The 14,586-nt window shown below is 69.4% G+C and carries 12 protein-coding genes and 4 pseudogenes; 5 read left to right on the top strand and 11 right to left on the bottom strand.

The window, feature by feature from the left end; translation table 11 throughout:
• From MCHLDSM_RS37185 to MCHLDSM_RS40370, 4 pseudogenes are all read right to left on the bottom strand, one after another.
• A pseudogene (locus tag MCHLDSM_RS37185) lies at nucleotides 1-409 on the bottom strand (aldehyde dehydrogenase family protein); the annotation flags it as partial.
• Nucleotide 410: 1 nt separating this feature from the next.
• Nucleotides 411-817, bottom strand: a pseudogene (locus MCHLDSM_RS37180) (aldehyde dehydrogenase family protein); the annotation flags it as partial.
• A 101-nt stretch (nucleotides 818-918) separates the two neighbouring features.
• Nucleotides 919-1,042, bottom strand: a pseudogene (locus MCHLDSM_RS40375) (aldehyde dehydrogenase family protein); the annotation flags it as partial.
• A 97-nt stretch (nucleotides 1,043-1,139) separates the two neighbouring features.
• Nucleotides 1,140-1,271, bottom strand: a pseudogene (locus MCHLDSM_RS40370) (hypothetical protein); the annotation flags it as partial.
• 80 nt (nucleotides 1,272-1,351) lie between these two features.
• Between MCHLDSM_RS40370 and MCHLDSM_RS11945 the strand changes: the two are divergent.
• The gene (locus tag MCHLDSM_RS11945; protein ID WP_048470221.1) at nucleotides 1,352-2,953 is read left to right on the top strand and encodes a PucR family transcriptional regulator; all 1,602 of its coding nucleotides are present in this window, start codon (nucleotides 1,352-1,354) and stop codon (nucleotides 2,951-2,953) included.
• Here the strand turns inward: MCHLDSM_RS11945 and MCHLDSM_RS11940 are convergent.
• Both MCHLDSM_RS11940 and MCHLDSM_RS11935 read right to left on the bottom strand, forming a co-directional pair.
• Nucleotides 2,950-4,368, bottom strand: coding sequence for an APC family permease (locus tag MCHLDSM_RS11940; protein WP_048470220.1), 1,419 nt, complete (start codon nucleotides 4,366-4,368; stop codon nucleotides 2,950-2,952). The genes MCHLDSM_RS11945 and MCHLDSM_RS11940 overlap by 4 nt on opposite strands.
• On the bottom strand, nucleotides 4,365-5,474 hold the full coding sequence (locus MCHLDSM_RS11935) for a DmpA family aminopeptidase (RefSeq protein WP_048470219.1): 1,110 nt from the start codon (nucleotides 5,472-5,474) through the stop codon (nucleotides 4,365-4,367). Before MCHLDSM_RS11935 ends, MCHLDSM_RS11940 begins: the two co-directional genes overlap by 4 nt.
• Nucleotides 5,475-5,596: 122 nt before the next feature.
• On the opposite strand from MCHLDSM_RS11935, the gene MCHLDSM_RS11930 reads away from it, so the two are divergent.
• On the top strand, nucleotides 5,597-6,208 hold the full coding sequence (locus MCHLDSM_RS11930) for a TetR/AcrR family transcriptional regulator (protein ID WP_048470218.1): 612 nt from the start codon (nucleotides 5,597-5,599) through the stop codon (nucleotides 6,206-6,208).
• Nucleotides 6,209-6,220: 12 nt separating this feature from the next.
• On the opposite strand, the gene MCHLDSM_RS11925 is transcribed toward MCHLDSM_RS11930, so the two are convergent.
• Both MCHLDSM_RS11925 and MCHLDSM_RS11920 read right to left on the bottom strand, forming a co-directional pair.
• Entirely contained in the window at nucleotides 6,221-7,012 is a 792-nt protein-coding gene (locus MCHLDSM_RS11925; RefSeq protein ID WP_131722625.1) for a PE-PPE domain-containing protein, read from the bottom strand.
• A gap of 26 nt (nucleotides 7,013-7,038) precedes the next feature.
• Complete coding sequence (locus tag MCHLDSM_RS11920; protein WP_048470217.1) at nucleotides 7,039-7,590, bottom strand: hypothetical protein; 552 nt, start codon at nucleotides 7,588-7,590, stop codon at nucleotides 7,039-7,041.
• A gap of 46 nt (nucleotides 7,591-7,636) precedes the next feature.
• Here MCHLDSM_RS11920 and MCHLDSM_RS11915 point away from each other — a divergent pair, with 46 nt between their 5' ends.
• Together MCHLDSM_RS11915 and MCHLDSM_RS11910 are read left to right on the top strand one after the other, a co-directional pair.
• Nucleotides 7,637-8,401, top strand: coding sequence for an endonuclease/exonuclease/phosphatase family protein (locus MCHLDSM_RS11915; protein WP_048470216.1), 765 nt, complete (start codon nucleotides 7,637-7,639; stop codon nucleotides 8,399-8,401).
• Between the two features lie 135 nt (nucleotides 8,402-8,536).
• Nucleotides 8,537-9,421, top strand: coding sequence for a universal stress protein (locus MCHLDSM_RS11910; protein ID WP_048470215.1), 885 nt, complete (start codon nucleotides 8,537-8,539; stop codon nucleotides 9,419-9,421).
• A gap of 1 nt (nucleotide 9,422) precedes the next feature.
• Here MCHLDSM_RS11910 and MCHLDSM_RS11905 read toward each other — a convergent pair whose 3' ends face one another.
• A complete protein-coding gene (locus MCHLDSM_RS11905; RefSeq protein WP_048470214.1) occupies nucleotides 9,423-10,565 on the bottom strand; it encodes an acyl-CoA dehydrogenase family protein in 1,143 nt (380 codons plus the stop codon).
• Between the two features lie 11 nt (nucleotides 10,566-10,576).
• Nucleotides 10,577-11,809: an acyl-CoA dehydrogenase family protein gene (locus MCHLDSM_RS11900; RefSeq protein WP_048470213.1), complete on the bottom strand. Its 1,233-nt coding sequence runs from the start codon at nucleotides 11,807-11,809 to the stop codon at nucleotides 10,577-10,579.
• A 228-nt stretch (nucleotides 11,810-12,037) separates the two neighbouring features.
• Here MCHLDSM_RS11900 and MCHLDSM_RS11895 point away from each other — a divergent pair, with 228 nt between their 5' ends.
• Entirely contained in the window at nucleotides 12,038-12,790 is a 753-nt protein-coding gene (locus MCHLDSM_RS11895) for an FAD-binding protein (protein ID WP_231508222.1), read from the top strand.
• 1 nt (nucleotide 12,791) lies between these two features.
• On the opposite strand, the gene MCHLDSM_RS11890 is transcribed toward MCHLDSM_RS11895, so the two are convergent.
• Entirely contained in the window at nucleotides 12,792-14,573 is a 1,782-nt protein-coding gene (locus MCHLDSM_RS11890; protein WP_407661922.1) for a putative bifunctional diguanylate cyclase/phosphodiesterase, read from the bottom strand.
• Nucleotides 14,574-14,586 lie beyond the last annotated feature (13 nt).

Below are 14,586 nucleotides of genomic sequence, written 5' to 3'. Positions count from 1 at the left end.
GTGGTGCGTTCGGCGATTTTGGCGACCAGGTCATCGGCGATGGGGCCGACCGCGACGGCGGCGGAGATGGCCATGCAGCGTTCCCCGGCCGAGCCGAACCCGGCGTTGACCATGGCGTCGGCGGCCAGGTCGAGGTCGGCGTCGGGCAGGATCACGGCGTGGTTCTTCGCCCCGCCCAGGGCTTGGACGCGTTTGCCGGCGGCGGTGCCGGTGGCGTAGACGTACTGCGCGATGGGGGTCGACCCGACGAACGACACGCTCTTGATCTTCGGGTTGGTGAGGAGTTCGTCGACGGCGGTTTTGTCGCCGTGCAGGACGTTGAACACCCCGGCGGGCAGGCCGGCTTCTTTCCACAGGTGGGCGATCCACAGCGAGGCGGAGGGGGCTTTCTCGCTGGGTTTGAGGACGANTTGATCTTCGGGTTGGTGAGGAGTTCGTCGACGGCGGTTTTGTCGCCGTGCAGGACGTTGAACACCCCGGCGGGCAGGCCGGCTTCTTTCCACAGGTGGGCGATCCACAGCGAGGCGGAGGGGTCTTTCTCGCTGGGTTTGAGGACGACGGTGTTGCCGGTGGCGATGGCGAGGGGGAAGAACCACATCGGGACCATGGCGGGGAAGTTGAACGGGGAGATGATGGCGACCGGGCCCAGGGGTTGGCGCAGGGAGTAGACGTCGACTTTGGTGGAGGCGTTCTCGGTGTAGCCGCCCTTGAGCAGGTGGGGGATGCCGCAGGCGAACTCGACGACTTCCTGACCACGGCTCACTTCGCCGAGGGCGTCGGAGACGACTTTGCCGTGTTCGGCGGTGATGATCTCGGCNGGGGGATGCCGCAGGCGAACTCGACGACTTCCTGACCACGGCTCACTTCGCCGAGGGCGTCGGAGACGACTTTGCCGTGTTCGGCGGTGATGATCTCGGCCAGCTCACCTTTGCGCTCGTTCAAGAGTTCGCGGAATCGGAACAGGATCTGGGTGCGTTTGGCCAGCGAGGTGTCCCGCCAGGCGGGGAACGCCGCGGCGGCGGCGTCGATCACGTGGCGCGCGNGAGTTCGCGGAATCGGAACAGGATCTGGGTGCGTTTGGCCAGCGAGGTGTCCCGCCAGGCGGGGAACGCCGCGGCGGCGGCGTCGATCACGTGGCGCGCGTCAGCGACCGAGGCCAACGCGACCTGCCCGGTCACCACCCCGGTCGCCGGATTCGTCACCGGCGCAGAAGCACCACTGGTACCAGCAAAAACTTCGTCATTGACCCAATGGGCAATCTGCGCAGCCATACGTCCAGCCTCGCGCGCCCGCGAGCTCCTCGCCAGATGCAGAGTGTCAACGAATGGGGACTCCGCATTACACTGTGTCAATGTCGTTGACCGTCGGTGAGGTGATCGAACTGCCTGCGGTGCAGCGCGGTGCGCCCGAGGTGCTCAGCGCGCAACGATGGGACGAGCCGATCCGGTGGGTGCACAGCAGCGATCTGGCCGACCTGTCCAGTCTGCTCCAGGGTGGCGAGCTGGTCCTCACCACCGGCGCGGCGCTGGCCCGCTCACCGCGAAAGTACCTGCGGGGCCTGGCCGATGCGGGCGCCCTCGGCGTCGTCGTCGAGGTCGGTTCGCAGGTGGAGGAGCTGCCGGCCGGGGTCGGCGGCATCGCCGACGATCTCGACCTCGCCCTGATCGTTCTGCACCGTACGGTCCGGTTCGTCGACATCACCGAGGCCGTACACCGCCGCATCGTCGCCGAACAGTACGAGGAGGTCGCGTTCGACCGCCGCGTGCACGAGACCTTCACCGATCTCAGCATGAAACGGGCCTCGCTCAATGGGATCGTCGACGCGGCGGCGCGCATGCTCGACGAGCCCGTCGTCCTGGAGGACCTGTCGCATCAGGCGCTGGCGGCCTCCACCGGCATCGTTGCCGATCTGCTCGACGACTGGGAGCGCCGGTCCCGCCGCCACACCGGACGCGGGGAGAACGCCGAGCCGTGGACGGTCACCGGCGTCGGGCCGCGATCGCAGCAGTGGGGGCGGCTGGTGGTACCCCGGGCGCCTGCCGATGCCCTGCGCACCACGATGGTGCTCGAGCGCGCCGCGGCCGCGTTGGCCATGCACCGGATGATCGAACAGGACAGGACCGGTCTGCAGCAGCAGGCCCAGAGCGGCCTCATCGACGATGTGCTGCGCGGCCGCATCACCGACGAGCGCGACGCGGCGGCGCGGGCACAGGCGTTCGGGCTGCGTCGCTGCGCCCAGTACTTTCCGGCGGTGGTGCGCGCCGCTCGCGTGGCGCCGTCGGCCGATCCGGTCGCCGACCATCGCCGCAACATCGCCTTCCTGGACGCGGTGGCGCACACGGTGAAGGCGGCCGGCCACTCGGGCCTGTTCTCCCGGCGCGGTGATGCCGAGGTGGGAATGGTTCTGGCGCTCAAGGACTCGCGCTCCGTCGATCGCACGCTGGAGTCTCTGGGGAACCGGCTGCGCGAGGAGGTGCACCGGGTCGACGGGGTGACGACGTCGGTGCTGGCGCTCGGGCCGCCGGCCGAGCGGATCACCGACGCCGTCGCCGGGTTGGCCGAGGCGGCGCACATCGCCGAGGTCGCCTCGGCGCTGCGGCCGGGGGAGCGCCCTTACTTCCGGGCGTCGGACGTCCGGCTGCGCGGGCTTCTGTCCCTGCTGCGTGACGACCGGCGCGTGCAGCGGTTCGCCGAAACGGAGTTGAAGGCCGTGCTGTCCGACGATTCGGGGGCGATGCCGTCGGATCTCGCGGTGCTGCGGGAGTACCTGCGTCTCGCCGGCAACAAGGCCGCGCTGGCGCAGCGCCTGCACATGAGCAGGCCCGCACTCTACAAGCGCCTCGCCGCGATCCGCGACGCCTTGGGCGTCGACCTCGACGACGGGGAATCGATGACGTCGCTGCATGTCGCGGTGATGGTCGTGGACGCCGCTGCGGCGGAGCGCACCCGCTAGCCGGACGCCAGCGACCGCGACGGCCGCCAGGCCACGAACCCGATGATCAAGCCGGCGAACGGAATCGCGGCCAGCACCGTGCTCAGTGCCGCGCTGCCGCCGGTGACCAACGTGAAGTTCGACAGCACCAGCCACAGGCTGGCCAGCAGCCCGAGTACGGCCAGCGCGGGCGCGACGCGCGTCGACCACAGGCCGCCGGCCGCGCGGTCGCGGTGGCGCAGGAAGAACACCAGCACCGCGATGGAGGTGGTCAGCATGAGCACCACCATGCCGACCGTCGCGACACCGGCCATCGAGCCGAACACCCCGACCAGCGGGTCGATACCGAGGATCGCGAGGATGCCGACGATGACTGCGGCCGTGACGGTCTGGACGACCGAGGAGAACGACGGCGACAGGTGGTCGTCGTGCACCGCGGCGAGGCGGGCGGGCAGCAATCCCTTACCGGCCAACACGAACTGGTAGCGGGCGATCACGTTGTGGAACGACAGCACACAGGCGAACAGGCTGGTGAGCAGCAGGACGTTGACGATGTCCCGACCGACCGTGCCCAGGGTGGCGCCGGTGGTGTCCAGCAGCATGTTGCCGTCCCCGTCCAGGGTCTGCTGCGCCACCCCCGTCACCTGGTCGGGACCCAGGGCGACGACGAACGCCCACACGGTGATCGCGTAGAAGGCGCCGATGATGATCACGGCGGCGTAGGTCGCCCGCGGGATGGTCCGCTCCGGATCGCGCGCCTCGTCGCGGAACACCGCGGTGGCCTCGAATCCGATGAAGCCGGTCAGCGCGAACAGGATGGCGATCCCGATCGTGCCCTGGGTGAACACCGCCGGGTCGAACGACGCGAACGTGACACCGGCCGGCCAGGGCTCGGCGACCATCACCACGTCGAGGACCACCACGATGCCGATCTCGAGCGCCAGCGCGACGCCCAGCACCTTGGCGCTCACCTCGATGTGCCGGTAACCCAGGACCGCGACGATCGCCAGTACCGCGAAAGAGTAGACCGGCCAGGGGATCTGGGGACCGTGATAGTGCGCGGCGGTGTCGGCGATCGCCCAGCCGATGTAGCCGTAGATGCCGATCTGGATCGCGGTGTAGGCGATCAGCGCCACCACCGCGATGCCCTTGCCCATCCGCTCGCCGAGACCGACCGTGACATAGGAGAAGAAGGCGCCGGCCTCGGGGACATGGGGTGTCATCGTGACGAATCCGATGCTGAAGACCAGCAGCACCAGCGCCGCGATGACGAAGCCGACGGGCGCGCCGGCGCCGTTGCCCAGGCCCATCGCCAGCGGCATGTTGCCGCCGATCACGGTCAGCGGTGCGGCCGCGGCGACGACCATGAACACGATGCCGACGGGTCCGAGATGTCCGGTGAGGCGCCGGGTGTCCGGGGTGGTGGAGGTGGTCATGAGGTCTCCTGCAGTCGAGGGATCGAAAGTGCTTGGCAGAGCAGGGCGTGGTCGAGCGCGTGGGCGGTGACGCCGTTGCGGCCGGTCGTGGTCGTCGCGGCCACCATCGCGTTGACGATGGCCTCCTCGGTGGCCTCGATCGTCAGATCGAACAGCCGGGTCATCAGTTGCGGCGCCACCATGCGCACCGGCACCTCGGGGTACGCCGTGCCGGCGTCCTCGTCCCATGCGTAGGGCGGGATTCCGCGGTTGCCGGTCGAGAAGGCCAGCATCAGGTCGCCGCTGTACTGTTCACCGGTCCCCCCGAGCCGGCTGACCGCCAGCGCCGAGCGCTGCGCCAACCGCGTGCACTGGTGGGGGAGCAGCGGGGCGTCGGTCGCGACGATCACGATGATCGATCCCGACCCCGGCTCGTAGCGGTCGGGCAGCTCGGGCAGCGGCACCGCCGCGGGCCCGATCGTCTCTCCGACTCCGATTCCGTTGATGCGCAACCGTTCCCGGCGGCCGTGGTTGGCCTGCACGAGCACTCCCACGGTGTAGCGGCCCAGCGTGGTCTCGGTGATGCGCGACGAGGTGCCGATGCCGCCCTTGAAGCCGTGACAGATCATGCCGGTGCCGCCGCCGACGTTGCCCTCGGCGGGTCGTGCGGTCGACGCGTCCGCGAGCGCGGAGCGGATGTGCTCGGGCCTGATGTGAAATCCGTTGATGTCGTTGAGCAGGCCGTCATAGGTCTCCCCGACCACGGGCAGCGACCAGTAGAGACCCTCACCGCGGGCGCGCACCTGCGCGGCCACCAGCTCGTCGCGCACGACGCCGACGCTGTGGGTGTTGGTCAGGCCGATCGGCGTGGTGAGTTCGCCGGACTCCCGGATCCACTCCAGCCCGGTCAGCTCGCCGCTGCCGTTGAGGCGGTGTGAGCCGGCGAAGACCGGCTCGGTCCAGATGTCGTCGTGCGGGATGACGACGGTCACGCCCGTGTGCACGGCCGGCGGGCCCGCGGCGTCCAGCGTCGTGTGCCCGACGCGCACGCCGGGAACGTCGGTGATCGCGTTGGCGGCTCCGGTGGGGTGGTCCCCGATGACGATGCCCAGATCTCTGGCCCGCATGCTGCGCTCGTTTCCGTTTTTTTCTTTAGTGGAAAAGAACTATGCGCCCGTGTGCGGCGCCGCGCAAGGGGAGGAGCAGAATCGGTGCGGCACGGATTCTGCGCGCAGGAGGTGAGGACACCGTGGGGCGGCCCAACACGCAGGCGCAGCGACGCCGCGACATCATGGACGCGGCGATCTCGCTGATCGAGCGCCACGACCTGGCCGCGCTCAAGCTCGCCGACGTCGCCGCGGAGATCGGGCTGACCACGAATGCCGTCCGGTACTACTTCCGGGACATGGCGCAGCTGCTGTCCGAGCTCGCGCTGCGCTCCGACGTGCGCTTCTACGACGAGCGGCGCCGCCTCGGGGAGCAGACCGACGATCCGGCCGCGCAACTGGCGATGACGATCGCCGCCGGACTACCCACGGGCGCCGACGACGCGGAATGGCGGGCGATCTGGCGCGCGGTGCTCGCCGCGGGGTTCGAGCTCGACCAACGCCGCGACGTCCAGGGCATCTATCACCGGCAGGTCGGTCTCTACGCCGATCTGCTGGAGTCCGGCGCCGCGGCGGGAGCGTTCGCGCTGTCCGCACCCGCCCGCGACATCGCGATGACGCTGATGGCGATGGAGGACTACCTCGGCTACCGCATCGTCGCCCGGGACCCGCAGCTGGACCGCGCCACCGCGCTGCGGCTCATGCGCCAGTACGCCGAATCATCCACGGGTGCAACGCTTCCCGACGTCGACTGACGGGGTGACGCGTCAGCTCCGGTGGTAGGCCGATTCGATGCGGGACCGCATCGAATCGACCTGCTCGGGACCGGCGGGCGCCTTCTCGGCGATCGGAAGCACCGGTTCGTTTGTCAGCACGAACGTGGTGTTCCCGCGGTTCCAGATCTGCAGGGACGGGTCGTTCAGGTCGACGCCCTCGTAGTGCGGATGGATGAACAGCTTGCCCAGGTTCGCGTTGCGCACCGCGTCCTCGTTGCCCTTGTCCTGCGGTGAGTCGGCGAACCCGTCGTAGCGCCGCGCGACGTCCACGATGTGCCAGGGCGTGTCCGTCGGCGTCGCCAGCCCGGTCGTGCGGCTCGTCGGGTTGCCGACCTTCTCGCCGCCCGACGCGCGCAGGGGATTGCCGAACAAGACGAAGGTGAGGCGGTCCGGGCCGGGAACCGTCGGATCCTGCGCGTGCTGCCGCATCCATTCCGACGCCACCTGGGCGCCCTGGCTGTAGGCCAGCACGATGATGGTGCCCGGCGTCGCGCGGATCGCTTTGTCGATGTTGGCGATGCCGGTCGGAATGGACGCCTTCGTCAGATCGCGGGGGTAGTCGATCACGGTCATCGTGTAGGGCGGCCTGCTGAAGACGCCGCCGAACTCCTCGGGCATGCCGTTGCGCAGATGGAGGTCGGCGCCGGGCAACGCGAGAACCGTCGCCTCGGCCGGGATGCCCAGTCGGGTGAGGGCCTCTGCCGACAGGGTGGACGCCTGTCGCGACTGCGGCGCCGCCCACCGGTGGCCCAGACACCCGGAGCACAGCAGGAGAACCACCACGATTGCGAGGGCGGAGGCGCTGCGTTTCACGCTGCGATGCCGAGACGCGCGCACAATTCGAGGAATGATGCCGCGAAAGGATTCTCGGCGGTCTGCTCGCGCAGAAGCGGCCAGTCGAGCTGCTCGCGGACCGCGCGCACCACGGGGAACAGGGGTGCGAGATCGCAGTGATGTTCGTGCAGGGACCTCAGCTTCTGGAGCATCACCTGCGTGGGAGTCAGCACCGGCATCGACAGGGCGAGTACGTCCAGGGTGACCGCGTCGGCGATCATCGCCGCGTCGACGGGCACGCGGTTGATCTGATGCAGCACGTCGACGAGGTCGGGGCCGTCGATGCTGAGCGCGGCCTTGAACAACCAGTCCTCCGGCGGTCGACGGATGTCGAAGCCTGCCTTGGTCAGCGTGCTCGCGGCGGCCTCGACGTCGGGTTCGGCCACCACGAAGTCGACATCGTGCAACGGTTCGGGCGCTCCGTGCGCCCAGAGCGCGTAGCTGCCGGCCAGCGCGAAGTCCGGCCCGTCGGCCTTGAGCGCCGACGCGGCCCGGCGCAGCGCCTCGCGCAGATCATCATGGGTCATTCGCATCACCGTGGGTTTCGACTGCAGGGTGGGTAGTGGGTTACCCATGAAGCTGGTGACCTTCAACATCCTGCACGGGCGCACCGTGGGCGCCGGGGTGGATCTGGACCGCTTCGCCGACACGGTCGCGGGTCTGGATCCCGACATCCTGGCACTTCAGGAGGTGGATTCGGTTCAGGAACGGTCCGGACTGGCTGATCTCACGGCGCTGGCCGCCGAAGCGATGGGTGCGCGAAGTCACCGCTTCGTCGCGGCGATCGCGGGCACGCCGGGCGCCACGTGGATGGCGGCCACGGGCGAGGAGCAGCCCGGCACCGCGGCCTACGGCGTCGCGCTGCTGTCGCGGTACCCGGCATCGAACTGGCAGGTGGTGCGGTTGCCCCGCATCCCGTTCCACTTTCCGATGTACCTGCGGGCCCCCGGCCGGGTGCAGGTCATCCACGAGGAACCACGCGCCGCGGTGATCGGCCACTTCGACACCCCGCTCGGTGACCTGACCGTGGTGAACACCCACCTGTCGTTTGTTCCGGGCTGGAATCGCTATCAGCTGCGGCGGCTGCTGCGCGACGTGCGGGGGCTGCCGTGGCCCCGGGTCGTCACCGGGGATCTGAACATGTCGCCGGCGGCCGCGCGCCGTCACTCGGGCCTGCGCCCACTGGCTTCGGCGGCGACGTTTCCCGCCGACACACCCACCCAGCAGCTCGACCACGTCCTCACCGACGACCCCGGGCTGCAGGCCCGGGCCTGCCGGACACCGGCGGTGGCGATCTCCGATCACCGCCCGCTGGTGGTGGAGCTGCACCGGAACTGACCGCGCAGAAGAGGGACTTTCGTCCCATTCCACGGTGACCCAGTCCTCCGGACCTGCGACTTCGCCGACGATAGCGTCGAGGTACGAGGTGGTGTCCATGACCTGGACGCCACCGGTCAGGTGAGGAGGCATCCCATGTCCACCCAACCCGCACCGCTGGGCATCGTCGTCGGCGTCGACGGTTCCGCCGCGTCCCGCGTCGCGGTCGACTGGGCGGCGCGCGACGCCGCCAGCCGCCGCGTTCCGTTGACGCTGGTCCACGTGCTACCCGGCGCTGCCATGCAGTCCTGGATCCAGGTTCCGCTGCCGCCCGCCTATCTGGAGGACGAGCAGAAGGCGGCCACGGAGGTCCTGACGGACGCGGTCGGGGTGGCGAAAGCGGCCGCCGGCGACGAGCTGTTCTGCATCAACCAGAAGATCGTGTCGGGACAGGCCGTGCCCACCCTTGCCGACCTGAGCAAGGACGCCGAGATGATCGTCGTCGGCAGCCGTGGACTCGGGAAGTGGGAGCGGCGGCTACTGGGCTCGGTCAGTTCGGGTCTCGTTCAGCATGCGAGGTGCCCGGTCGCGGTGATCCACGACGAGGATCCGCTGATCCCGCATCCCGCACAGGCGCCCGTGGTCGTCGGGGTCGACGGGTCGCCGGCCAGCGAGCACGCCACCGCGATCGCCTTCGACGAGGCCTCGCGGCGCCGTGTCGACCTGGTCGCGGTGCACACCTGGAGCGACGCCGGATACGAACTGCCCGACGATGCGTGGACCGAGATTCAGCCCGAGGAGGACATGCTGCTGGCCGAGCGTCTCGCCGGCTGGCAGGAGCGCTACCCCGATGTGACGGTGCGCCGGGTGGTCCGCCGTGATCAGCCCGCGCGCCGCCTTCTCGAGGAGGCCGCCAAGGCCCAACTGCTGGTCGTGGGCAGTCACGGCCGGGGCGGATTCGCCGGCATGCTGCTCGGCTCGGTGGGTTCGCAGGTGGTGCAGTCCGCGCGGATGCCGGTGATCGTCGCCCGCGGTTCCTGACCTAACCGCGGGTCAGTGCCGCGTACCGGCTGAGGTGGTGGTCGGTCGAGCCGAACTCGAACTGCAGCGCGGTCAGCCGCTTGAAGTAGTGCCCGATGGCGAGCTCCTCGGTCATGCCCATACCGCCGTGCAGTTGGACCGCCTGCTGGCCGACGAAGCGTGCGGCCCTTCCGACGGTGGCCTTGGCCGCGGACACCGCTCGCGCCCGGACGGCGTCCTCGGCGTCGAGCCGCAGGATCGCGAGACAGACGGCGGCTGCGGACTGTTCGACCTCCATGTACATGTCCACCATGCGGTGCTGCAGCACCTGGAAGCTGCCGATGGGCTGACCGAACTGCTGGCGCTGCGTGCAGTACTCGACGGTGTCGGCGAGCACCTTGCGCATGGCGCCGACCGCTTCGGCGCACACCGCGGCCGCGCCGTCGTCACGCGCCCGGGCGAGGGACGGCCACGCCGTGCCCTCGCCGCCGAGCAGGGCGGACGCGGGCAGCCGCAGACGCTCCAGCGTGAGGTCCGACGCCCTCCGGTCGTCGATGGTGCGGTAGTGATGCATCTCGAGACCCGTTGTGGCCGAGGTGATGTCGACGGCGAACAGCGATATGCCGTCGGCGTGGTCCTGATCGCCGGAGGTGCGTGCGGTGACCAGCACACAGCCGGCCAGCGGCGTGCTCGCCGACACGATCTTCGATCCCGTGAGCACCCATTCGTCGCCGTCGCGCTCGGCGACGGTCGACACGTCCCGCCAGTTGCCTCCCGATGTCGGTTCCGTGGCGGCCAGCGTGACCACGGTGCTCCCGGACACGATCCCGTCGAGCAGTGCGGTGGCGACGTCACCGCCGGCGCGGCGCAGAAGTCCAGCGGCCACGACCGCGGTGTCGACGTACGGTTCCACCACCAGTGCGTGGCCCAGCGCCTCGGCGATGATCATCATCTCGACCGGGCCGCCGCCGATGCCGCCGCAGTCCTCGGGCAGCGCCGCACCGAGGATGCCGAGGTCCTCGGCGAACGCGCGCCAGATCTCCGGTTGCCAGCCGGTTCCGGTCTTGGCCGCCGCGCGGCTCTTCTCGAGGTCGTAGCGGGTGGCGAGGAATCGCGTCAATCCGCCGCGGAGCAGTTCCTGCTCGTCGTTGAGTGTGAAGTCCATCTGTCGTCCCCCTAGAGCCCCAGTGCTGCCTTGGCCAGGATGTTGCGCTGAATCTCGTTGCTGCCGGCGTAGATCGAGCCGGCGCGGTCGTTGAAGTACCGCAGCGGCGCCACCGCCTGCCACGGTTCGCCGCTGACGTATTCGTCTGCGGGCGGGTCGAAGTCGGCGATCGGACCGCCGGGACAGGTCGCATGCGGCTGATAGACCCGGCCCCGCGGTCCTGCGGCCTCCATCGCCAGCTCGGTGATCGACTGGCTGAGCTCGGTGCCGAGCACCTTGAGCATCGACGACTTGGCGCCGGGATTGCCGCCGGCGGCGACGACGGCAAGGACCTGGTACTCGAGGATCTCGAGGACCTCGGTGCGGATCCGCGCGTCGGCGAGCTTGCGGGCGAACGCCGGGTCGTCGAGCAGCCGTCCGCCGTCAGGCCCGGGTTGATCGGCTGCCGCCGAGGCGATCTCCTCGGCCATCACCTGCAGTGCCGGCGCCGCCGACCCACCGCCGCGCTCGAATTCCAACAGGTACTTCGCGACGGTCCAGCCGTCGTCGACCTCGCCGATGACGTTCGCCTTGGGCACGCGCACCTCGTCGAAGAACACCTGGTTCTGCACCTCTTCGCCCGACGTCATGACCAGCGGCCGGATCTCGACACCCGGTGACGTCAGGTCGATCAACACGAACGTGATGCCCCGCTGCTTCTTCTCGCCGCGTGTGGTGCGCACGAGGGCGAACATCCAATTCGCCTCGCGCGCATGGGTGGTCCAGATCTTGCTTCCGGTGCACACCAGGTCGTCGCCGTCGTCACGGGCCGCCATCGACAGCGCCGCGAGGTCCGAACCCGCCTCGGGTTCGGAGTAGCCCTGGCAGAAGAACACCTCGCCGGTCAGGATGCGCGGCAGGAAGAAGTTCTTCTGTTCCTCGGTGCCGAACCTGATGATCGCGTGGGCGACCATCTTGATGCCCATCGGCGACAGCGTGGGGGCGCCGGCCAGGGTCGACTCCCTACTGAAGATGTAGTGCTGGGTCAGGCTCCAGTCGCATCCGCCGTGTTCGACCGGCCACGCCGGGGCCGCCCAGCCCTTCTCGTGCAGGATCCGCTGCCACTCCATGCTGGCCTCGTGGTCGGCGTAGACGCTCGTCATCAGTCGGCCGGCGCGCCGCAGACCCGGGGTGAGCTTCTCCTCGAGGAAAGCGCGCACTTCGTCACGGAAAGCGAGGTCGGTCGGTGACCATTGCAGATCCATCGTTCTCCTTCTCAGCCGGACGCCCCACACAGAGTAAACCTAGTTAGTTAGGTGTGGAGACGGCCGGGTTTGCGCCGCGGTCTGCGGGGTGCCGCCGATGGTAGGTTTGTTGGTGTTGCCAAACCCTGTGACGGCAAATGTCTGCACGACGTCAGTGGCCCCTGGCAGCCCTTGTGCGTCGGCAGCCCTCGCACGGTCGGTGTACTGGCAAACTAAAGGCGGATAACCGTGGAAGCAGAAGTGGCGTGGGACGACGTCGTCGACGTCGTGTGTACCGACGCCGGCTACGCCGGCATGATCTGCGCCATCGCGACGTCCGAACACGGCGGTGACGTGATGGTGGCCGGTCAGCAGCGGCACACCCGGACGTGGTTCGACACGCTGCGCGGCGACGCCGCGACCACAGCCTACGTGGCCGAACTGGCCGGTGATATCGACGTCAAGCGGCTGACGGTCGAGGACGCCGCACTGCCCGTCCGCGCGGTACGGGCGCACCGGGAAGCGCCGACGAACCGGCGGCGCCGTACCATCCCGGCCTTCGACGGCGGGCGTCTGCGCCGGTGGGCCGCCGAGTGCATCGCCTCCCCGACGGGCTACCTCTACACCCGGGTCACCGACTGGCCCTCCGACACGGTCCAGTCGGCCGACGGCGACCTCCTCGAGGTGGCCGCGCTGGATGTCGGCGCCGCGCGCACCGACGCCGAACTCCTCGACGAACTGACTGCGCAGGCCCGCGCCCACCGGGTGCGTGTGCAGCCCGTGGACGCCGTCGCCCGCCTGGTGTTCGAGGACACCGTGGTGACCGGGGTGGTCTTCTCGACAACCGACGGGCCGCTCGCGATCCGGGCCCGTCACGGTGTGCTGATCTGCGGCGGCGCCCCCGGGGGGCCGGCCGGCCCCGTCTCCGCCGGGCTGCGGCCGGCGCTGGTCGGCAGGACCGCCAGCCGATTCGGCCGTGCCGAACTCCTCGCGCAGGAGTGACTCAGAACTGCACCGGAATGCGGCCCTTGGCCAGAAGTGACTCCATCGCGGCGCCGGCGATCGGGCGCGACAGCAGGAATCCCTGCGCGCGATGGCATCCGTGCCGCAGCAGCGTCAGCGCCGCGGCCTCGGTCTCCACGCCCTCGGCGACCAACTCCAGACCGAACGCCTCGGCCAACGCGATGATCGCCCGGACGATCGCCAGATCGCCTGGATCAGAACCCAATTCGCGAACGAAGCTGCGATCGATCTTGAGGGTGTCCACCGGCAGCGACTTCAACTGCGACAGGGCGCTGTAGCCGGTACCGAAGTCGTCGATCGCGACCTGGACGCCGGCGGCTTTGAGCCCCGCGAGGGTGATGCGGGTGGTCTCGATGTCCTGGACGACGACGCTCTCGGTGATCTCCAGACACACCGAGCCGCGAGCGAGGTCGAACTCGGCCATCGTGCCCGCGACCGTCTCCACGAAGCCGTCGGTCACCAGCTGCACCGGGGACACGTTGATCCGCATCACCGCGTCGGTGCCGACACCTCGGGAACGCCAGGCGGCGAACTCGGCGCACGCCGTGCGCATCACCCAGCGACCCAGTTCGCCTGCCATGTTGATCGACTCGGCGACCCCGATGAACGCGTCGGGAGCGAGCAGACCGCGCGTCGGGTGCTGCCACCGGACCAGGGCCTCGCACGCAACGATCTCGCCGGTGCGCATGTCGACCTCGGGCAGGTAGTGCAGAAGCAGGGCGCCGTTCTCGATGACGGTCTGCAGGTGCAGTTCGATGTCGTTGCGGAACTCGTTCTTCATCGACATGTCGTCGGTGAAGACGGCGACCTGGTTGCCGCCCGAGCCCTTCGCGGTCAGCACCGCCTGGTCGGCCCGGCGCAGCAGATCCGACGTGCTGTCGCGACCGGGGACGCCCAGCGCCACGCCGATGCTGACCGTCCGGGTCAGCATCTCGCCGTCGATCGACACCCGTTCGCGCAACACCGATTGCAACCGGTGCGCCAACGCCTCGGCGGCGTCGGCGTCCATCGGGGTGGTCGGCACCACCACGAACTCGTCGCCGCCGAGCCGGGCAATCAGATGCGGCCCCTCGGCGCCGCGGCGCAGGCGCTCGGCCAGCACCCGGATGAACCAGTCGCCGGCGGTGTGGCCCAGGTAGTCGTTGATCGCCTTGAGCCGGTCGAGGTCGAAGAACAACGCAGACACCGGGCCCGGCTGGCCCTCGGCGAGCCGCGCGTCCAGGTGGCTCAGCAGCGCGCGACGGTTGTACAGACCGGTCAGGTCGTCGTGTTCGGCCAGATACCGCAGCTGCTCCTCGGCGTCGACGCGGGCCTGGACCTGAGCCAACAGCGAGGCGATCGCCTTGAGCGCGTTGAGTTCGGCCTCCGTCCAGTCACGGTCGCCGAACTTGACGAAGCCCAACACACCCGAGGTCACCTCGCCGGAGAGCAGCGGGACGCACGCCATCGACGTGGCGGGGATCTGCCGACCCTCGTTGATGGTGCGCTGGTAGTCGTCGGTGGACGGCTCCGGCCGGAAGACGACGGGTTCCTTCTGATGCTCGGCGAGGGCGAACACCGGGTCGGCATCCTGGAAGTACACGATCGCGAGCGGATCGGGATCGGGAATCCCCGGACGCACCGGCCACTCGGCCACCAGCACGGACGCGTGCAGGGTGTGGTCGTTACGGCGCAGGAAGCTCACATCGACGCCGAAGTACTCGACGAGTTCGGCGAGGACACCCTGGCTGACGTCGACCGCGGTCGCCGCGGTCGCACCCATGAGCCGGGTCGCG

This window comes from Mycolicibacterium chlorophenolicum (assembly GCF_001044235.1).
Classification (GTDB): Bacteria; Actinomycetota; Actinomycetes; order Mycobacteriales; family Mycobacteriaceae; genus Mycobacterium; species Mycobacterium chlorophenolicum.
The sequence above is the reverse complement of the archived record's forward strand: the minus strand, read 5'-3'. Positions and strand labels throughout refer to the sequence as shown.